Origin of the sequence: Pedobacter nyackensis (assembly GCF_032678475.1) — a bacterium.
GTDB lineage: Bacteria > Bacteroidota > Bacteroidia > Sphingobacteriales > Sphingobacteriaceae > Pedobacter > Pedobacter nyackensis_A.
In genome coordinates, this window is sequence record NZ_JAVTSF010000001.1 from 171,102 (window position 1) to 191,628 (window position 20,527).

20 protein-coding genes are annotated in these 20,527 nt (G+C 37.7%); 12 read left to right on the top strand and 8 right to left on the bottom strand.

Annotated elements, in window-relative coordinates:
- Positions 1 to 4: 4 nt before the first annotated feature.
- Positions 5 to 586 (top strand): DUF4833 domain-containing protein, encoded by a 582-nt coding sequence (locus tag R2Q84_RS00655; RefSeq protein ID WP_316814584.1) that lies wholly within the window; start codon positions 5 to 7, stop codon positions 584 to 586.
- A 36-nt stretch (positions 587 to 622) separates the two neighbouring features.
- The gene (locus R2Q84_RS00660; RefSeq protein WP_316814585.1) at positions 623 to 817 is read left to right on the top strand and encodes a hypothetical protein; all 195 of its coding nucleotides are present in this window, start codon (positions 623 to 625) and stop codon (positions 815 to 817) included.
- 9 nt (positions 818 to 826) lie between these two features.
- Here R2Q84_RS00660 and R2Q84_RS00665 read toward each other — a convergent pair whose 3' ends face one another.
- The 4 genes from R2Q84_RS00665 to R2Q84_RS00680 all read right to left on the bottom strand — a co-directional run bounded on the left by R2Q84_RS00665 (position 827) and on the right by R2Q84_RS00680 (position 4,567).
- Entirely contained in the window at positions 827 to 1,771 is a 945-nt protein-coding gene (locus R2Q84_RS00665; protein ID WP_316814586.1) for a sulfite exporter TauE/SafE family protein, read from the bottom strand.
- Positions 1,772 to 1,951: 180 nt separating this feature from the next.
- Positions 1,952 to 3,307: an MATE family efflux transporter gene (locus R2Q84_RS00670; protein WP_316814587.1), complete on the bottom strand. Its 1,356-nt coding sequence runs from the start codon at positions 3,305 to 3,307 to the stop codon at positions 1,952 to 1,954.
- A gap of 130 nt (positions 3,308 to 3,437) precedes the next feature.
- A complete protein-coding gene (locus R2Q84_RS00675) occupies positions 3,438 to 4,061 on the bottom strand; it encodes an ATP-binding protein (protein ID WP_316814588.1) in 624 nt (207 codons plus the stop codon).
- A gap of 20 nt (positions 4,062 to 4,081) precedes the next feature.
- Positions 4,082 to 4,567 (bottom strand): DUF4442 domain-containing protein, encoded by a 486-nt coding sequence (locus R2Q84_RS00680; RefSeq protein ID WP_316814589.1) that lies wholly within the window; start codon positions 4,565 to 4,567, stop codon positions 4,082 to 4,084.
- 80 nt (positions 4,568 to 4,647) lie between these two features.
- On the opposite strand from R2Q84_RS00680, the gene R2Q84_RS00685 reads away from it, so the two are divergent.
- The 8 genes from R2Q84_RS00685 (at position 4,648) to R2Q84_RS00720 (ending at position 14,372) form a co-directional block, all read left to right on the top strand.
- The gene (locus R2Q84_RS00685; RefSeq protein ID WP_316814590.1) at positions 4,648 to 4,953 is read left to right on the top strand and encodes a phosphoribosylpyrophosphate synthetase; all 306 of its coding nucleotides are present in this window, start codon (positions 4,648 to 4,650) and stop codon (positions 4,951 to 4,953) included.
- 65 nt (positions 4,954 to 5,018) lie between these two features.
- Positions 5,019 to 5,222, top strand: coding sequence for a coproporphyrinogen III oxidase (locus R2Q84_RS00690; RefSeq protein WP_316814591.1), 204 nt, complete (start codon positions 5,019 to 5,021; stop codon positions 5,220 to 5,222).
- 182 nt (positions 5,223 to 5,404) lie between these two features.
- A complete protein-coding gene (gene hemF / locus R2Q84_RS00695; protein ID WP_316815940.1) occupies positions 5,405 to 6,301 on the top strand; it encodes an oxygen-dependent coproporphyrinogen oxidase in 897 nt (298 codons plus the stop codon).
- A gap of 129 nt (positions 6,302 to 6,430) precedes the next feature.
- Positions 6,431 to 9,052 carry a DNA gyrase subunit A gene (gyrA, locus tag R2Q84_RS00700; protein WP_316814592.1) on the top strand — a complete coding sequence of 874 codons (2,622 nt, stop codon included), beginning with the start codon at positions 6,431 to 6,433 and terminating at the stop codon, positions 9,050 to 9,052.
- 105 nt (positions 9,053 to 9,157) lie between these two features.
- A complete protein-coding gene (locus R2Q84_RS00705) occupies positions 9,158 to 10,234 on the top strand; it encodes a tetratricopeptide repeat protein (RefSeq protein ID WP_316814593.1) in 1,077 nt (358 codons plus the stop codon).
- Between the two features lie 87 nt (positions 10,235 to 10,321).
- Positions 10,322 to 11,470, top strand: a complete 1,149-nt coding sequence (locus R2Q84_RS00710) for a hypothetical protein (RefSeq protein ID WP_316814594.1) — start codon at positions 10,322 to 10,324, stop codon at positions 11,468 to 11,470.
- A gap of 227 nt (positions 11,471 to 11,697) precedes the next feature.
- Positions 11,698 to 13,857: an FUSC family protein gene (locus R2Q84_RS00715; protein ID WP_316814595.1), complete on the top strand. Its 2,160-nt coding sequence runs from the start codon at positions 11,698 to 11,700 to the stop codon at positions 13,855 to 13,857.
- A gap of 104 nt (positions 13,858 to 13,961) precedes the next feature.
- On the top strand, positions 13,962 to 14,372 hold the full coding sequence (locus tag R2Q84_RS00720; RefSeq protein ID WP_316814596.1) for an organic hydroperoxide resistance protein: 411 nt from the start codon (positions 13,962 to 13,964) through the stop codon (positions 14,370 to 14,372).
- A 59-nt stretch (positions 14,373 to 14,431) separates the two neighbouring features.
- Here the strand turns inward: R2Q84_RS00720 and mgtE are convergent, their stop codons facing one another.
- Genes mgtE through R2Q84_RS00735 form a run of 3 tightly spaced genes read right to left on the bottom strand, consistent with a single transcriptional unit; the run spans position 14,432 to position 17,546 of the window.
- Entirely contained in the window at positions 14,432 to 15,781 is a 1,350-nt protein-coding gene (mgtE, locus tag R2Q84_RS00725) for a magnesium transporter (protein ID WP_316814597.1), read from the bottom strand.
- A gap of 28 nt (positions 15,782 to 15,809) precedes the next feature.
- Positions 15,810 to 16,931 carry a magnesium/cobalt transporter CorA gene (corA, locus tag R2Q84_RS00730; RefSeq protein ID WP_316814598.1) on the bottom strand — a complete coding sequence of 374 codons (1,122 nt, stop codon included), beginning with the start codon at positions 16,929 to 16,931 and terminating at the stop codon, positions 15,810 to 15,812.
- Between the two features lie 3 nt (positions 16,932 to 16,934).
- Complete coding sequence (locus R2Q84_RS00735; RefSeq protein WP_316814599.1) at positions 16,935 to 17,546, bottom strand: WbqC family protein; 612 nt, start codon at positions 17,544 to 17,546, stop codon at positions 16,935 to 16,937.
- Between the two features lie 77 nt (positions 17,547 to 17,623).
- Here R2Q84_RS00735 and R2Q84_RS00740 point away from each other — a divergent pair, with 77 nt between their 5' ends.
- Both R2Q84_RS00740 and R2Q84_RS00745 read left to right on the top strand, forming a co-directional pair.
- On the top strand, positions 17,624 to 18,457 hold the full coding sequence (locus tag R2Q84_RS00740; protein ID WP_316814600.1) for a lysophospholipid acyltransferase family protein: 834 nt from the start codon (positions 17,624 to 17,626) through the stop codon (positions 18,455 to 18,457).
- Positions 18,458 to 18,466: 9 nt separating this feature from the next.
- A complete protein-coding gene (locus R2Q84_RS00745; protein ID WP_316814601.1) occupies positions 18,467 to 19,483 on the top strand; it encodes a glycosyltransferase family 2 protein in 1,017 nt (338 codons plus the stop codon).
- Between the two features lie 76 nt (positions 19,484 to 19,559).
- Here R2Q84_RS00745 and R2Q84_RS00750 read toward each other — a convergent pair whose 3' ends face one another.
- Positions 19,560 to 20,525 carry a M20/M25/M40 family metallo-hydrolase gene (locus tag R2Q84_RS00750; RefSeq protein ID WP_316814602.1) on the bottom strand — a complete coding sequence of 322 codons (966 nt, stop codon included), beginning with the start codon at positions 20,523 to 20,525 and terminating at the stop codon, positions 19,560 to 19,562.
- Positions 20,526 to 20,527 lie beyond the last annotated feature (2 nt).

Here is a 20,527-nt window from a genome sequence, read left to right on the forward strand (position 1 = left end):
AATCATGAAATCTATAAAACCTAGCGCCCGTCTTTTTTTATTCACCTGGTTTTTTAGTTCGTTATTTTTTAGTGCTACTGTTTTTGCGCAAAGTGTAGAAACTGGAAATCCTTCACCGATAAAATTCCCAACCCCCAAGGGTATTAGCAATCAGCTTTTTTATCTCCAAAGAGATCCCAATACAAATACGATTATTTGTGAACTTAATTTAGATAGTGATGGGGATATAAATAAGAAAGATCCGATTAAGGTGTATTGGATTAGATATGAAAACGATGGAGAGAAGGAAGACCTAAGCTATATACAACGTAAGTTCGCCTATGGAATCCAGGCAAAAGCTATTGGAAACGATCAATATGAATTGAGGTTTGTCTCTCACAAGAAACTTCCTTTATACCTGATGAAGTCGGCAGAGGATAAAAAATATCATGTTTATGTTACGGTAAATAATAAGAAGATTCAGCTTGATCGCATCTTTTTACGAATTGAAGGAGGCTCTTTCTGGATACCGAACGTTAAATATGTTGAATTAAAAGGTCTAAATACTGCCAATAAATCCCAGATAATAGAAAGAATAAAAGTTTAGTTTTTACTATCTTTAAATAACCAAATATTTAAAGTCATGGAAAAAGAAGCTATTAAATCTTTATTGGAGATCATTGATCAACAGGTAAGTTCCTCTATTCTTGGTGGAATGGAAGAGGAGTATGAAGAGCTGGAAAGCTTAGGTTACATTAAGATTGACCGTGATAGTGTTCAGCATTCCGCCTCAATTACACCTGAAGGATTACATTATCTGGATATGCTAAATGGTTAACGATTAGGCTTAAATTACTTTTCCTAATGACATCCATATAATGCGTAAGCTGGATATAATTACGATTACAGCAACGCCAATAAACATTTTCTTGATAGGCAGTTTGCCTACCAGGCGTGCAGCAATTGGTGCAGCTATAACGCCTCCAATAATTAAGCCTACAATAGATTGCCAGTGACTTACACCTAGAAGGAAAAAGAAAGTTACCGCACTTGCCATGGTTACAAAGAACTCGGTTAAACTAACAGATCCGATTACGTATTTAGGCGTACGGCCTTTTGCTATTAATGTGGAGGTAACCAAAGGCCCCCAGCCACCACCTCCAAACGAATCTAAAAAACCTCCTGCGCCCGCAAGCCAACCTGCCCGTTTAACTTTTTGAAGCTTTGGTTTTCCTTTAAACGCATTGTTAAGAATTCTGATTCCCAATAAAAGCGTATAAACAGAGATCACAGGACGAATCCATTGTGAAAAAGCATCGCCAGCATAAAACAATAGTATTGCGCCAGCAATGGCGCCCAAAACACCAGGTATAAGCAAGGTTTTAAATAACTTCTTATTTACATTCCCAAAGCGGTAATGACTAAAGCCCGAGGCTCCGCTTGAAAACATCTCAGCGGTATGTATACTGCCCGAAATTACTGCTGGATTTAAACCTCCCGATAACAATAATGTGGTAGAAACAACACCATAGCCCATCCCTAAAGCTCCATCAACCAATTGCGCAAAGAAACCAACCGCAAGCATCCAAAAGAACTTATCATCCATTTGAGCATAAGCCTGTTCGCCAAATGATACCAATGATTCGTAGGTAAGGTAAGTGTAAAGTGCATATCCGCCAAATAAAGCAGCAATAATCAATAGGCATAGATAAGCTATTTGCCTCCATTTGTTCTCTTGAGGGGATTTCCGCGGAATCGTCACTTTTATCTCAGTTTCCAATGTATTATTCATTGCTGTTAATAATGTCTATTGAATTAGTCGACAATATTAAGTCAACTTTTTCAATAATCAAAATTAAATCTATCTATTTTGTAGATTTAATTTGAAATACTCTCTTAACTGAAGATAAGGGCTATTTTTAAATTAAACGAAATTTATTAAAGAAATATTTGGACGGAACTTTTCTGGTAATTAACCGATTAGGACTCTTGTTCTTTTCTGGAACCTGAAAAATAATAGGGTAGAAGCGGTCAATAATCCGAAGGTTAAGCCGTACCAGATGCCATTAACACCCAATCCTAATACAATACCAAGTAAATAACCTAATGGTATACCAATCACCCAGTAGGCAATAAAGGTAATCAGGGTAGGGATGTTTACATCTCCTATACCTCTTAAAACACCAAGACCGACAACTTGTGTACCATCAAATAATTGAAAGAAACCAGCAATTATAAGTAATTGAGCTGCAATGTTGATTACTGCGATATCTTCAGTATAAATGTAAGGCAGGAAGTTGTTAGCAAGAATAAACAACAGTGCCGTAATGCTCATAAATAAAAGGATCACATGATAACTGGCTATGGCAGATTTTCTAAGATCAGAAAAATGCTGCTTGCCAAAATTATTACCTGTTTTAATAGTAGCGGCTGAGGCAATACCACTGGCCATCATATAGGTAACGGAAGCCAGGTTTATGGCAACCTGATGTGCGGCCTGTTCAACAGCGCCGATTGTACCAATTAATATAGCTGCTCCGCTAAAAGCACTGATTTCAAAAGAGTATTGTAAAGCAACAGGTGCGCCAATTTTTGCGATTTTAAAACTTCTGATCTTATCGACAAGACCTACACGGAAACTTTTGGTATACTCCTTAAAATGCTTAGAGCGAAGTACATATATAGACATAACAATAGCCATCAAGGTACGATCTATTAAAGTACTCAGACCTACGCCTTTAACACCCATTGGCGCAATTCCAAACATTCCTTTTACAAAGATAATACCCAATATAATATTCAGTAAATTACCCCAGATCGAAACAAACATAGCCTGTTTTGTAAAACCAAGCCCTTCAGCAAACTGTTTAAAAGTTTGAAAAACCATCAGTGGAATAATTGAAATACCGAGATAACCCAGGTAAGGCTTAGCGTAAGCCACTACTTCGGGCGACTGACCGATATGATCGATGACCAGCAGCGTACCAAGGTGTACAAAACCATACAACAGAATAGAGAAGAAGAAGTTAATAACAAGGCTGTTAGATAACAACTTGCCACATTCATCATAGTTTTTACGCCCGTTTTCCTGTGCAATTAAAGGGGTCAGTCCGTAAGAAATACCAAGTCCTAAAACCAGTATCAGCATAAAAAGACTGTTTACCAATGAAACGGCTGCCAATTGAATGGTGCCAGCAAAATGACCAACAATTACACTATCAGCAAGGTGTACCAAAGTATGGCCTAGCTGAGAGACTACAATAGGCATCGCCAGTCGTAAATTATCAGAATAAAAGGGCTTATATTTTGTATACAGATTTGTCAACATTTTGGCAAAAGTCGGCTTTTTCCGGCTGATTTAAGTGTTCCGGAATTCAACTAATTTGATAATCGTGGTTTAAAACGTTTAAAATGTAATTGACTTTTATGAAATGAATTTCGGATGACAGAGCACAAAGCTAAATTGAGGTGAAATACTCTTCTTTTTCGGAGGAATGTGGTCTGATTACACCGCTTAGAATTAGGTTTACCAGGATCTTTTGTGTCTGTTTATATGAACCCCTGGTAATTTTACTAAACTCTTTTAATGTAATTCGTCCGTTCTCACCCAGGTATTCAAATAATTTTTTCTCCTGTTCCCGGTAAGAAATAAGCTGCCCGCTATTGCTGCTTCCTTTCTTTATTACATCGACGATAATTTTACTGGCCAGCAGACTTTTATCTTCGACACGGTAATATACCCACCATTTTTTGTTTTCATCCAGGGCATAATGCGGTTTAGTTTCACTGGCTGCAATATTTACAACGAGCACAAGCTTATCATCTACATAGATCTCTTCAAATTCAGGTTCGATTGCAGGTTTACAGAATTGATGGGCCGACTTGGTGATCATATATCGTTCTTCATCTTCCGATTTCACCCCTTTAATACTACCATCATCCGCCACACCAATTAACAATTGTCCACCCATATTATTGGCAAATGCGACTAAACTTTTGGCAATCTTTTCATTGCTGGTAATCGTTTTCTTGAAATCAAGTGTAGTGCCTTCGCCTTGTAAAATTAGTTTCCTGATGTTCATTGTGGTAAGCGTCTAAAATATTAATAAGCAATACGTGGTTCCTCTCCCTGGTGTAGGTTTCTGATATAAACTTCATTCATTACTGCTGCACAAAGTTCTCCGGCAGAATTAGTAATTTCCATAGGGTAGGCTTTTATGAACTTGCCATTGGTGTTTAACGTTTCTATAGCTTCGTTTAGCATATCATCGGTAACATTAATGGTAAAATACAAATTGCCCCTTCCAGGTTTCAGGTACTGAATGGAAGCACTTTTAAGCCATACCCGAACTTTAAACCCTTCTCTTTGAAGCAGCTGATCAAACAATAATGCATAAAAAGGATCTGTTGCAGCATAGATAGTACCGCCAAATATAGATCCGTTGTAGTTCTTGTTTAACAGGCTTTTCGCAATTTTCACATCCACACCTCTAAAGCCTTTATGAAACTTACGGACCCAGATACGCTGAAAGAATAAAGGTGGATATAAACACAGGGCCCACTTAAGGGTTTTTTCAGATACAACCATGATGCTTAAATATCAGAAAGTTTATTGAACTTAAAAATTTTATATACTAGGATAAAGTAATTTTTTAGTAAATTAGGGTTATGTATGTATATGACACCCTTACCGCCGCAGTAGCAGACCTCGAAGCACGGGGTTATGAGTATGATTTCAATCTTTCATCTGAATATATTGAGTGTAAAGCTATAGATATAAAACTGATGCCTGAAGAGTTTGAAATTGATGAATTTTATCGTTTTGAAGGTATGACAGATCCGGATGACAGTTCTATTATCTATGCCATCTCATCTCCGGTAGGAAATTTAAGGGGTGTAATTATTGACGCTTATGGCGCATATGCAGAAAATATTTCACCAGAATTACTGGATAAATTAAAAATGCACCATTGATTTAAATTAATAAAAAACCATAATAGATTTTCATTGTTAAGTAACTGAACTTAAAGCAGAAATCTATGAAAAAGTTAATTTTAAGCATTGCTGCAGTTGCTACTTTTGTTCTCGCTATTTCAGCTTGCAATTCTACAAAAAATGTATCGGGATCGTCCGATACGCTGAAGGTTGACACGAACATATCTGTTCCTGTAGATACACCAAAAGTAATAGATACACTAAAACCAACACCTCCGGATACAACAATGAAGCCTCCGGTTAATTAAAAGGATCAGCGCGTACTGTAGCAACGGTAAAAGAGTGGATGTCATTGGGTGTCTACTCTTTTTTTTTTGAGAGGAGATAGTGTCAGAATTAAGGAACAATAGTGTCAAAACAATGTACTATCTGCAATTTTAGGGAATAGGATTTTTTAATAAGGTTAACTTTGAGCTTAGTTTTAATCGAAATGGTTTTTAAAGATCAAGTAATAGCAGCCTATCAGAAAATTCAGGATGAGATTTGCAGCAGTTTAGAACTCGCTGATGGACAGGCTAAATTTGAAGAAGAAATATGGAGCCGCGAAGGTGGCGGTGGTGGCAGAACCAGGATCATGCAACATGGAAATGTAATTGAAAAAGGTGGTGTAAACTTTTCTGCGGTACATGGCAAGTTGCCCGACGCTGTAAAAAAGGCATTTAAAGTAGAAAATGACGACTTTTTTGCTGCCGGAGTTTCCATTGTAATGCACCCTTCAAACCCTTTTGTTCCTATTATACATATGAACATCAGATATTTTGAGATGGATGAACAAACCCGCTGGTTTGGTGGTGGTATTGATTTAACACCACATTACATTATAGATACGGATGCAAGGTTTTTTCATCACTTGTTAAAACAAACCTGTGATGAATTCGACCCTACATTCTATTCAAAATTCAAAACTCATGCAGACGATTATTTCTTTATCAAACATAGGGAAGAGACCAGGGGAGTTGGTGGCATTTTTTACGACAGACTAAAACCTGAAAATACAAACCTGTCATTTGAGGAGTTACTGGCTTTTTCAAAAGCTGTTGGAAATACATTTATTCCGGCATACACAGAGTTGATTGACCGCAACCGTGATACGGAATTTACAGCACAGCAACAAGAATGGCAGTACCTGCGCAGAAGCCGCTATGCAGAATTTAACCTGGTATACGATGCAGGGACTAAATTCGGATTAGAAACAAACGGAAGGATAGAATCTATCCTGATGAGCCTGCCGCCAATGGCAAAATGGACATATAATCACCAACCTGTTCCTGGTAGTTCTGAAGCTTATACTTTGAGTAAGCTCAAAAAGGGAATAGTGTGGGCCTAAGGCCTAAATAAAGCCTCAATTTATAGGCTAAAATTTTTCCACAATGCGCCTTTATGGCGCATTTTTTATTAGATTCGCAAGGTTATAACAATACCACATTTAAAACGTTCTTAAGGAACATTAATATTTATGGCAGAAGATTTAGAAAATCAAGAAAACGACAAAATAATTAGAATCGATATTGATGAGCAAATGAGATCCGCTTACATCGATTATTCGATGTCGGTTATCGTATCAAGGGCTTTACCTGATGTACGTGATGGATTAAAACCTGTACACCGTCGCGTGTTGTACGGAATGCTTGATCTGGGATTAGCAAACAATAAACCATATAAAAAATCTGCACGTATCGTTGGTGAAGTCTTGGGTAAGTATCACCCACATGGTGATTCATCTGTGTACAACACCATGGTAAGGATGGCCCAGGATTGGAGCTTACGCTACTTAATGGTTGAGGGACAAGGAAACTATGGTTCAATTGACGGTGACTCTCCTGCAGCAATGCGATATACTGAAGCACGCTTCCAGAAGATCGCAGAAGATATGCTTGCAGATATCAATAAAGATACGGTTGATTTTCAACTAAACTTTGATGATTCATTACAGGAGCCTACTGTGCTTCCTTCAAAGGTTCCTAACTTACTTATCAATGGTTCATCCGGTATTGCCGTAGGTATGGCAACAAACATGCCTCCACACAATATCACTGAAACCATTAATGCTACTATCGCTTATATAGACAACAATGAAATTACTGTTGCTGAGCTAATGAAGCACATTAAAGCACCTGATTTCCCAACAGGAGCCATCATTTATGGTTACAATGGTGTTCAGGAAGCTTTTGAAACCGGAAGAGGCCGTATTGTAATGCGTGCTAAAGCTGAAATCGAGTCTCATAAAGACCGCGAAACGATCATCGTTACTGAAATACCTTATCAGGTAAATAAGGCAATGATGATTGAGCGTACTGCTGAACTGGTTGGAGAGAAAAAAATTGAAGGTATTTCTAATATCAAAGATGAGTCTAACAAGGATGGTATCCGTATCGTTTACGAAATCAAACGTGATGCAAATGCTTCTATTGTTTTAAATAACTTATTTAAACAAACTGCATTACAAACCTCATTTAGTGTAAATAACATTGCCCTTGTTAAAGGAAGACCGCAGTTATTGAACCTGAAGGACCTGATCCATTATTTTGTGGAGCACAGACATGAGGTGGTTGTCCGCAGAACTAAATTTGAACTTGCTGAGGCTAAAAAACGCGCACATATATTAGAAGGATTACTGATTGCATTGGATCACCTGGATGAGGTTATCAAATTGATCCGTAGTTCTGATACTCCTGAAGATGCCAGAACAGGCTTAATGGAGCAATTTGGCTTATCTGATATTCAGGCGAGAGCAATCCTTGATATGACGCTTCGTAGGTTAACAGGTCTGGAACGTGATAAAATCAAAGACGAATACAATGAACTGATGAAAACTATCGAATACTTACAGTCTATCTTAGATGATGAAGGTAAACGTATGCAGATCATCAAGGATGAGTTGACTGAGATGAAAGAGAAATATGGCGATGAACGTAGAACTTCTATTGTTCACTCGGCAGAAGATATGAGCATGGAAGACTTTATTGAGGATGAAGAGGTAGTAATTACCATTTCTCATGAAGGTTACATCAAACGTACTCCAGCTACAGAATATCGTACTCAAGGTAGGGGCGGTAAAGGTTCAAAAGGAAGTGATTCCAGAAATGAAGACTTTATTGAGCACTTATTAATCGCTTCGAACCACAACTATATGTTGTTCTTTACTGAAACTGGTCGTTGTTTCTGGCTAAGGGTTTACGAAATCCCTGAAGGATCACGATTAAGTAAAGGAAGAGCAATTCAGAACATCATCAATATCCCTAAGGAAGAAAAGATTAAAGCCTTTATTAAGGTTAAAAACCTTAAAGATCAGGAATACCTGGAAAACAATTACATCATCATGTGTACCAAAAAAGGAACGATTAAGAAAACTTCTCTGGAAGCTTATTCGAGACCAAGGGTAAATGGTATTAATGCAATTAATATCAATGAAGGTGATCAATTGTTAGAAGCGAGTTTAACTACTGGTTCAAGTGAAATTGTGATGGCTTTACGCTCAGGAAGGGCTATTCGCTTCAATGAAGAGAAGGTTAGACCAATGGGTAGAACTGCAACTGGTGTTCGTGGTGTTACACTTGCTCATGAGAAAGATGAAGTAGTTGGCATGATTGCTGTGGATGATCCGGGAGCAACTGTTTTGGTGGTTTCAGAAAAAGGTTACGGTAAACGTACTGATATTGAAGATTACCGCGTTACTAATAGAGGTGGTAAAGGTGTTAAAACCATTAACGTTACTGAGAAAACCGGAAACCTGGTTGCCATTAAGAATGTTACTGATGCGGATGATTTAATGATTATCAATAAATCAGGTATCGTAATCAGGATAGTAGTGAGCCAGTTAAGGGTAATGGGCCGTGCAACTCAGGGTGTGCGTTTAATTAACCTTAAAGGTAGCGACGAAATTGCTTCTGTTGCCAGAATAGAACATGAGGATGAGGAAGTTGAAGAAACTGAAAACCACCTGATTGTTGATGGCGAACCGGCTGGAGAAGGCGAAGAGGGTACAATCGAAGATGATGTTGAAGAAACAGAAGAAGAAATTGATGAAAACGACGAGAACGCCGACGAAGAGGGAGAGGCAGATGAAGAAGAAAAATAACAATTAAAAAAATAAGTAAAATTAATGAAGCTATTGTGATCATAAAACAAAACAGATATTAGATCATGGTAGCTTCATTATCATTAAAAAACAAATTGTAGAAAGATGAAAAAAGTACTTTTAAGTATAATGTTTGCAAGTGTTGCCTCATATGCAAGCGCTCAAAAAAGTGAAATCAATGAAGCCAAAAAAGCATGGAATCTTTTAGGCATAACTACAGGCAAAACGCTGGACGATCATCTAAAAGCACTTAATGGTGGATTAGCGCACACTGATCTTGCTATTGTTCATGAGAAATCTAAAGACTTACCTGAAGCCTGGTCTTACAGAGCTTTATTTGCATCAAGAATTGCATTGATCGACTCTGTAGATTTGAATAATGCAAAAGCAAAACAACAAATAGCTGAAGAAGCAATTGTTAAAACTCAGGAACTGGACAAAAAAGGTGCTGAGAAGGATAACTTAGAGCAAGCGAAGGTAAATGTTGAAAATGCATTGAGAAACAGAGCTATCTATGCTTATAAAAAGAAAGATTTCGCAGCTGCATTAGCTGCTTTTAACGAAATTACTACTAAAAATCCGAATGATACATCGATGTATGTGAATGCAGGTGTAACAGCTAAGGAAATTCAAAACTATCCTGAAGTGGTAAGAAATTTCAAGAAAGCAATTGATTTGAACTATGCAGATTCAAAAGTATTGTATTCTGAGATCATTAACATCACAATGGATAAATTAAAGGACAGCGTTGCCGGATTAGGCTTAATTAAAGAAGCGTCAGCAAAATTCCCAGATGATTCTTACTTTATCACCTTGGAAACAGACCTTTATATTAAAGGTGGTGATATTAAAAAATCCCAGGAAATGTTGAAAGTACTGATGGAAAAAGACCCTAAAAACGCAACATACCAGTACTTGATGGGTGATACTTACTACAAACAAGCCCTGGCTATACAGAACCAAAGAAATGCGATTGATGTTAAGAAAAAGGATGAGTTCACAGCGTTGACTAACAAAATGAATAAGTTTATCGATGAATCTATGCCTTTTTTCAAAAAAGCATTGGAATTAGATCCAAATAATGTTAGTGCTTTAGAAAACCTTAAGATCATCTATTTATTTAAAAATGACACGCCTAACTATGAGGCAATGAAGAAAAAATTAGACAGTATTAAGCAATAATTCTGTAAGAAGTCGTAAAGAAAAAGAGGGGTAATTTTTATCCCTCTTTTTTTTTTATAAGTTTGTAGTAATAACACACCTTTTTGTATGAGTAAGATATCCTTTGTTTTTGGTTTATTCCTGGTTTCCGCAAGTTACAATACTGCCTTTGCGCAAAAGAGTCAGCTTCAGATTGCACGCAATAGCGTTGGCAAGCTGCAGGTTGCTATAAATGCCAAGCAGGATGCCGGTAAACAGCTAGGCGTGCTAGGAGAGGGGATTAAAGCGGCAGAGGCTGCCCAGAGCGACAAAAAGACAAGAAGATGGCCTGAAACCTGGGCTATAAAAGCTTACCTGAGTTCATACGTTTCTATTATTGAAACTAATGAAGGCAATGCAGACAGGTATTATAATCTTGCTTTACAGGCAATTGACTCCGCTAAACGTTTGGATAAATTCCAGGCAAATCAAAATTTAATTTCAGCAGCAGCTTATAACGTAAACATCAGAAAACAAAAAAAAGGTAGTGATGCATACGTCAAGGGAGATTTTGCAGCCGCTTACGAGTCGCTCCGTGAAGTAAGTGATTTTTTACCGAAAGATACCACATTGGCTGTTAACACAGCTTTGTCTGCGCAAAATATCCAGGAATACGACAAAGCCTTGGTGTATTTTAAAAGAGCAAAAGATAATGGCGTTAAAAATCCTATCATTTTCCAGAATATGGCTCATATTTACACCTCTAAATTTGAGCATGAATTAGCCATACGTACACTTGAAGATGGAATTAAAGTTAATCCTTATAATGTTTTCCTAACGAACGACTACATTAATCTGTTGCTGGATAATGAAAAATATCCGGAAGCAATGCGTGTAATCGAATCAACAATTAAAGTAGAATCGAACAATAAATTGCTATATTTTCTATACGGCTATCTGCAGCAAAATAAAGCAAACAACAGTACAGCGGAATTAGCTTACAATAAAGCTTTAGCAATCGATGAAAATTATTTTGATGCATTGTATCAGCTTGGACTTGTTTATATAAATTCAGCAAATGAATCGCTTAAATCCGGAAATTCAGAAAGTACGCCTAAATTCATTTCCTATATTAACCGTGCAGAAATCGCTTTATTGCAGGCACATGAAGTTAATCAGAATGATAAATCAACCGTACAACTGCTAATTGAGATTTATACCCGTAAACAGCGACTGGATAAAGTTCAGGAACTTAGAGGAAAATTAGAAGAATTCTAACAGTACAAAAACTAGGAACACCAACCGCATTGATTGGTGTTTTTTTACGTATTAATATGTTGTATAATTAATATTATGTTAAGTAATAATTCGGAAGATCCCTATCTCAGGGTATTTACAGACTGATAAGTTTATTTTGTCTTTTAAATTAAACAAATCTAAAAAATGTTGATATTACTAATCAAATTGGTCAAGTAATTGATATGCATTAATTATAAATTTGCAATATGTTTAATCGTCCTGTCCGAAGTATCCATGATTTTTTATTAAGTACTTATTTTGCTGACGGTCTGCGCATTACTCTTGGCGTTCTTTGTCCATCTTTAATTCTAGCCCAGTTTGGATTACTCCAATATGGCATGACTTTGTCGTTAGGTGCGCTTTGCGCAAGCGTTGTAGACACACCAGGACCAATTGTACATCGCAGAAATGCGATGTTAATCACAACCGGATTGATTACACTGATCTTTATCGTGGTCGGATTAACTAACAGCAGTGTCTACTTTACTGCTGTTTTGATCGTATTTTTCAGTTTTATTTTTTCAATGTTCTTTCTGTATGGTACCAGAGCTGCATCTATTGGGACAGCGGCTTTGTTGATTATGGTATTGAGTATTGATGATATCAGGCCCTGGAAAGAAGTTCTCTTTTCTTCAGCTTTGCTATTTTTAGGGAGTATATGGTATACCCTACTCAGTTATTTTTTCTACAGGATCCGCCCCTTTCGAATTGTGCAGCAAACGCTAAGTGACTCTATTCACGAAGTAAGCCTCTTTTTAAGGGCAAAAGCCAGGTTTTATCACCAGAATATTGATTACGATGATAATTATGCTGACTTACTGCAACTTCAGGTGCAAGTGCATGAAAAACAGGATGCTGTAAGAGATGTTTTGTTTAAAACCAGGGAAATTGTAAGGGAATCTACTCCGGAAGGTCGCTTTTTACTATTGGTTTTTGTAGATATGGTAGATCTTTTTGAACAAGTGATGTCTACCTACTACAATTACAAGCAGTTGCATGAACAATTTGATTCATCAGGAATTTTAAAACATTATGAGTCTGTTATTATTAGAATTGCGGAAGAACTGGATGACATAGCCTTTGCACTCAAAACCGGAGGCACCCCTAGCCTTCCCACGTCGTTAATTGAAGATGTGGAACGATTGAGGAGTGAAATCACAGAACTGGAAATTAACAATACTGATGGAAAGTATAATACACTGGGTATTATCGCTTTAAAAAACATTGAAGTGAATATTGAAAATATCCTTTCTCGTGTTAAGACCATCAATAGCTATTTCAATAAAAAGGAAAAAAAGAATTTAAAACCCAGGGAAATTGAGATTGAAAAATTTGTTACCAAACAAACTATAGACCGGGGTTTGCTTTATGAGAACATGACTTTCAGTTCTTCTACCTTTCGCCACTCGTTGCGTGTGGCTATTGTAATGCTTATAGGTTTTATTGTTGCTAAGTCTTTAAATTTTTCGCATAGTTACTGGATATTGCTAACCATACTCGTAATTTCTAAACCAGGCTTCAGTTTAACAAAACAAAGAAACTATGAGCGGATTATCGGGACGGTAATTGGCGCATTTATAGGAATGGGCATATTGGTGTATGTTCAGGATAAAAACACCTTATTTATAATCCTCCTGTTTTGTATGATTGGCGCTTATAGTTTTCAGCGTAAGAATTATGTAGTCAGTGTACTTTTTATGACACCCTATATTTTGGTGTTATTTGATTTCCTTGGTATGGGGAGTTTGTCAATTGCCAGGGAAAGAATTTACGATACACTAATCGGATCTGGCATTGCACTGTTAGCGAGTTATTCACTGTTTCCAAACTGGGAACACGAAAAACTGAAGGAAGCTATGCTGGATACACTTAGAGCCAACCTAAAGTACTTTGAAGAGGTTATTTTACTGTATGTTGAAGACGAACATAACCTGACCAATTACAAAGTTGCACGTAAGGAGGTTTACGTAGCTACAGCCAACCTTGCATCGTTATTTCAGCGCATGTTTTCTGAACCTAAAAGTAAACAGATCATGATGACAGAATTACATCAGTTTACAGCTTTAAATCATCACCTCTCTTCTTACATTGCTACTTTGTCTTTGTATAAAAAGGAACACGCTTTTGTAGTCTCTGATTTTGATGAGCTTAAGCCAGTAGTTCAGAATACCAAATATCTGTTGAATTTGTCTGTTGAAAATCTGAAATCGAATAAAGGAACGGTCAGTAATGTTCCTTTGATTAGAAGGAGCATAATTGAACAGGATGAAAATCAGAACGACGAGGTTATCATAACCGAACAGATTGATATGATACAAAAAGTTGCTTACGATATCTTTAAGCTATCGGAAAAAATTAAAATATAGATACGAAGTGCTTAAGGTAGTTAATGACCAACAAATAAAAATAAATGAAACTTTAATAGATTTCCGACTGTTGTATCAGAAGTTAAAAAGAACAAGATAACATTATGGAAAAACTGTATACAGCATCTGTTACTGCTAAAGGTGGTCGGAATGGTCATATTAAATCAAGCGATGGAATGATAGAATTTGAGGTTAGGAAACCTCGGGAAATGGGTGGACAAGGTGGTGCTACAAATCCGGAACAGTTGTTTGCTGCAGCATGGGGTCCATGTTATTTAGGTGCATTGGGTGCAATAGCGGAACGCGAGGGCGTTGATGTTTCAGAAGCTACGGTAGAAGTTCACATCTCTTTTAATAAGGATGGAAATGCATTTGCGTTATCTGCGGATCTGGATGTACATATTCCTGGAGTTTCTACTGAGGAAGCGCAAAAATTGGCCGACAAAGCAAACCATGCCTGTCCTTATTCGAAAGCAACAAAAGGTAATATAGAAACGAGAGTAACGGCTATTTAATTAGCGGTTGCTTCTTCTTGAGTCTAATTGTGTTTTGTTGCTTGTTTCCTGTTGGTTTACTACAATAAAAGCTTGCTTGCCAGTCCCAGTAAGAGTAAAAACCCAAAAACATCGGTAAATGTTGTAATAATTATTGACGACGCAATGGCTGGGTCGATACCAATTCTTTTTAATGCCAAAGGAATACCTGCACCAGTTACGCCTGCAATTAGTAAATTACCTGTCATGGCTAAGAATATAACCAGTCCCAGCATTGGATTAGAGTCAAAATATAAAGCAAACAGGAACACAATGGTACCTGTGCATGCACCATTTATCAATCCAACCGTTAATTCTTTTAAAACAGTTCTGTACGCTTGATTATCAGTTAAGTCATACAATGAAATCCTTCTTACAGTTACCGCAAGTGCTTGTGTTGCCGCATTTCCACCCATGCCGGCGATAATAGTCATATAGGCTGGTAAAATGGTGATTAGCTTTATCGTATCGTCAAAATGCCTTACTACAGAAGATGCCAAAAATGCCGTGCCAAGGTTAAGGATTAACCATGGCAAGCGTGACTTTACCGCTTCAATCCAGTTACCACTCAGTTCCTCATCTTCCGATACCCCTGAAATCTTTAAGATATCTTCTGTATTCTCATCCTCCAGTACGTCGATCACGTCATCAAATGTAACCCGGCCCAGCAGCTTCATATCCTTATCCAAAACCGGAATACTTGTGATGTTGTATTGTGAAATTAACCGGGCTACCTCTTCCTGATCTGTATCCGGATAAACCCAGGCAACTTCTGCTTTTACAAGTTCAGTGATTTTAACATTTCCTTTTGCCTTGATGATGTCTTTCAAAGACACAATACCTTGAAAAACGTTGTCGTCATTTACCACGAAGATGGTATAGAATTCTTCAATTTCTTCACTCTGCCGGATGATCTCCTCTATAGCGTCCTTTTTAGTCAGGTCGAGATTGATACGGATGAACTCCGTATTCATCAAACCACCCGCTGTCTCTTCGTGGTAACTAAGTAGATTCCTGATGCTGGAAGCATCGTCTTCACTCAGGTCTGCAAGAATCTCTTTTTGTTCATGTTCTTCAAGCTGAGAGATGATGTCGGTGGCATCATCATAATCCAGCTCTTCTACAATTTCCGTCCGCTTGTCGGGATGTAACTGCAGGAGAAGTTCCTCAGGGTGAGACTCTTCATGCATTTCTGAGATAACCTCAGATGCAGTCTCGACGTCCAGCAAATTGATGATCCTTTGCTTTTCATCTTTATTTAAACTTTCAAATAAGATGGCAATTTCAGAGGCGTGATACTCCCCTAGAATAACTTTTAGTTGTTCATCATCACCGCTTAAAGCGAGCTTGATTTTGGATACATCTGACTTGTCCAGTTCGAAAGATTGCATGAGCCGGTAAAGGTAATAATAATCACTTCTATTTAAACCATCCTTTTCGCCAGAAATATATGATTTGTCCAACTGCAATTGCCCCCATGATAATCATTGTATATAAATAACCATGTTCCTGGTAAAGTTCGGGCATATTTTGGGGCAGAACTTTACCTGTGACGGGATCTTCAATGGCAAAGTTCATCCCGTAAATACCTGCTATAAACGTCAGAGGAATAAAAATCGAAGAAATGATGGTGAGCACTTTCATAATCTCATTCATCCTGTTACTAATGATAGACAAATACATGTCGATGTTACTGGCTGATATCTCCTTTAAAGATTCGACAATGTCAATGAGCTGAATGCAATGATCATACGCATCACGAATGTACATTTTAGTCTGACTGGGGATCAGCAAGCTTTCACTTCTGAGGATATCATTTAACTTGTCTCTCTCCGGCCACACTACCCGTCTCACGTTGATCAGATTTCGTTTAATCAACTGGGTGTCGAACATCACAGTTTTATCTGGTTTATCAAACAGGCGGTCTTCAATCATATCGAGTTCATCGCCCCAAGTGCTTAATACTTCAAAATAGGTATCAATAATAATATCCATCAGCGCATACATTAAATAACTGCTGCCTGCAATGCGGATATTTCCTTTTCCTACCCTTAAACGTGTCCGTATTGGCTCAAGGCAGTCTGTGTGGGCCTCCTGGAAGGTGAATAGTGCATTTTCCATCAGAATAAACGAAACCTGATCATTCTCCAGATTTTTATGTTCATCAAGGCGAAGCATGCGGCTGGTAGCAAAGTCATATTTGCCATACTCTTCCAGTTTTGGGCGCTGATACGTTCGTGTGATGTCTTCTAAAACCAGCTTACTGATACCGAAATCGGTGTTCAGTGTTTCAAACATTGCCATAGATCCAAATCCTTTTATCTCGATCCAGTAATTGAATTCATGATTACTGAGTATTCTTGATAAGTTCTCGATATTATCCAGCTCCTTAACCGCGTAATGATGATCATTATAGCTATGAAATACGATAACCGGCGCCAATGCATTTTCATCGATATAGACAACCCCGGGACTGGAACCTGCGACCGGCAGGGAATAGCGCTTGCGTTTACTACGTTTGTGTTTTGCTGGTTTACCCATATATTATAAATAGGACTTAGTCTGCGGACCCTGGTTAAATAACAGATCAACAATGCTTAAGTTTGGTTTAAAGCCTTCCCTATCATCAAACACCTGAAAATAGGGTTTAAAATCTGCTTCATTTACCGGGTTTTTAAAGTGTATCTTACCACGAAAATCCAAAGCCGGGTCTACCTCTTTTATATACCCGGTCGTAAATCCTATTGTAGCCTCCTTTTTTAGTTGCTTAAACAACCATTCCAGAAGCTGCAGGTTATAATCAAACAGATATTCAAATTTCGTATGATAAAAGTGTGCGAATTCATCTTCGTAAAATTCAAAGTAAGCGGCGTTCCTGTAACAGCTTTCAAAGCTCTTCCAGTGTAGTCTTTGCCAGTTAAAATCATTACTTATTTTAACATCTTTGATCTTAGTATGTACTTTCGATCCCTTGATAACAGGGATAATTAAATCCAAATGTCCGTTGGGTGAGTATATTCTGGTGCGGTTTCTATAGGTTTGTTTAGGGAAATGTTCTTCTTTCTCCAATAAAAAATTGTAATCAAAGTCTTTCAAACCAGAGAAGTAAGCCACTGGTGGAAGATAAAAAAGAGGGAATATAGCTGAACTTTGCATCTGATATTTTATGTTTGCATTCTCAATTCGCCAAATTAATGATAAAAAAAAGCTTTTCTTATATAGGAATATTTTTTTTGAACGTTTTATCCGTATTACCTTTCTCTATCCTCTATTTTATTGCAACCGTAGGGTTTTATGTGGTGTATTACATTTTTCCGTATCGCAAGCAGGTTGTGCTTGATAATTTAAGGGGGTCCTTTCCGGAAAAGTCTGAGGCTGATATCGTAAAAATTGAAAAGCAGTTTTTTAGGTATTTTAATGATCTTGTTGTTGAAGTCATTAAGATGAATTCTATTTCGAGGTCGGCGCTCAAAAAAAGGGTGAAGTTTACCAACCTTCACCTGGTTGAGGAATATTTTAGCAAAAATGAAAGCGTACTGGCTTGTACTGGTCATTATGGTAACTGGGAGTTGTGTATGCTGGCACTAGGTGCGGAGCTATCTAAACCGGAATATGTGATCTATAAGCCATTGCATAACAAGTTATTTGACGATTGGTTTTATAAGATCCGTACCCGTTTTGGAAATCATTTTATTCCTATGCGTCAGACTTTAAGATCAATAGCTGCGACTCGAAACGAAGCAACAATGTATTGTTTCGCTGGCGATCAAACTCCTGCGGGGATTGAGGCCCATTATTGGATCGATTTTATGAATCGGGATACACCGGTATTAATGGGATTGGAGAAAATTGCTGTTCAAACCAATCGACCGATATTTTATTTCAACGCCAAAGTAGTAAAAAGGGGCTATTATGAAGTAGATTGTATCCCTTTATGTATGGATCCGAAAGCAACAGAGCCAATGGAAATTACGAAAATGCAGTTTGCATTGCTGGAAAATATTTTAAAAGAAGAACCTGCTTACTGGCTTTGGAGTCATAAGCGATGGAAACATAAACGAAATTAACGCAATAGAATGACGGTACCGAGTGTAGCAGTAGTAGTTTTAAATTGGAATGGAAAAGCCTTACTTGAGCAATTTCTACCTGGTGTAGTTAAGTCGGTGTATCCGAATTTACAGCTTGTAGTAGGTGATAATGCTTCTACGGATGATTCTGTTGCCTTTATGAAGGCGAATTACCCCGAAGTACGCTTGATTGTAAATGATCATAATTATGGCTTTGCCGAAGGGTATGGTAAACTGTTTGAACAGATAGACGCGGACTATTATGTATTGCTGAATTCTGATGTAGAAGTGCCTGCCAACTGGATTCAGCCTGTAATTGACGCCATGGAAATGGACGATAAAATTGCTGTTGCACAACCAAAAATCAAATGGCAGAAGAATAAATCGCAGTTTGAATATGCTGGTGCAGCAGGTGGATATCTGGATTTACATGGTTTTCCTTTTTGCAGAGGGCGTCTTTTTGACACGGTAGAACCTGATGTTAAACAATACGAAGATCAACAGGAAATTTTCTGGGCCAGTGGTGCTGCATTGTTTATTAAAAGCAAGTACTGGAAGGAAGTTGGAGGACTTGATCCTGATTTCTTTGCACACATGGAAGAAATTGACCTTTGCTGGCGCCTAAAAAACCTCGGCTATAAAGTGATTTATTGTCCAACAGCCGAAGTTTATCACGTTGGTGGTGGTACATTGAATGCCAATAACCCTTACAAGACGTATTTAAACTTCAAGAATAACCTGGTTATAATGCAGAAAAATCTGCCGGTAAATGATGCTTATTCTAGAATATTTATCAGAATGTGCCTTGATTTTATTGCCTGGATACATTTCCTGGTTCAAGGTAAAGCGGATTTTGCATGGTCAATCAATAAAGCACATTATGATTTCCTGCTTAATTTATCAAAAAATGGAAAGAAAAGAGCTGGTACACAAATTGATTTTTTAAAACATACTGGTCAATATCCATCGAGTATTGTTTGGGCTTATTTTATTAAGAAAATCAGATTTTTTAGTCAGCTAAAATAGTTTTTTATGATTATCCTGTTGATAAAAGTCAGCAGGATAATCCGTTATAGTGATGCTAAACAGCATAACTAGTGTTTTAGTTTTTCTTTTCCGGAACAAAGGATATTACCCCTTCCCTGTTCGCAACGTTTACAATCGCCTGGTAAATATAATCGCAAACCAACTTCTCTCCCGGCACATTGATGTGCGCAAAATCATCTTCCGGTGTGTGATACTGAGGATGTCCACCTGTATGAAATCCCAGTACAGAAATATTCTTTTTATAGAAAGAAACGTGATCAGAGCCGCCCACGTCATAAGCGATCACTAGCGGATTGATACCGATCTGCGGCCCCAAGCTTTTCATTAACTCCATGCCACCATTAAAAGATGCAGCCCCTCCCATATAAAGGTGTTTTTCTGCATTCATTCTGCCCACCATATCCATATTCATCATTAATTTGATGGAAGACAAAGGAATTAACGGATGCTCCACAAAATACTTTGAACCAATTAAACCCTGTTCTTCTGCGCCAAAGGCAATAAAAAGAACACTACGTTTAAGCTCTTTTTTATTTGCAGCGAGGCGTTCGGCTATCTCCAGTAAAGCTGCCGTTCCGCTTGCATTGTCGTCTGCACCAAGGTGTACGCCAACTGTATCTGGTTTTTTAGATGAAGGCCCTCCCTGCCCTAAATGATCATAATGGGCACCTAAAACTATAAATTCATTTTTTAAAACAGGATCGTTTCCTTCAACAAAGCCAATTACATTCTGTGTAGTAACAACAGGCGTATCCAGTCCTTTTTTTACCCTGATTTTAACTTTGAATTCCTGTATATAATTATTGTTAAGCGGCTTAACACCCGATTTCTTAAAGTTTTTAATCAGGTAATTTACTACCTTCTTATTTTCTTTAGTACCAGGAAAACGTCCCGCCATTTTTGGTGACGCTAAAAAGGAAATATGGTCGGCAATTTCTTTCTCGGTAACTTCCGATTGTGCAAAAGTACTCAAGCCAAACAGGCCACAAGTAAGTGTAAGTAAATAATTCTTAATCTGCATCG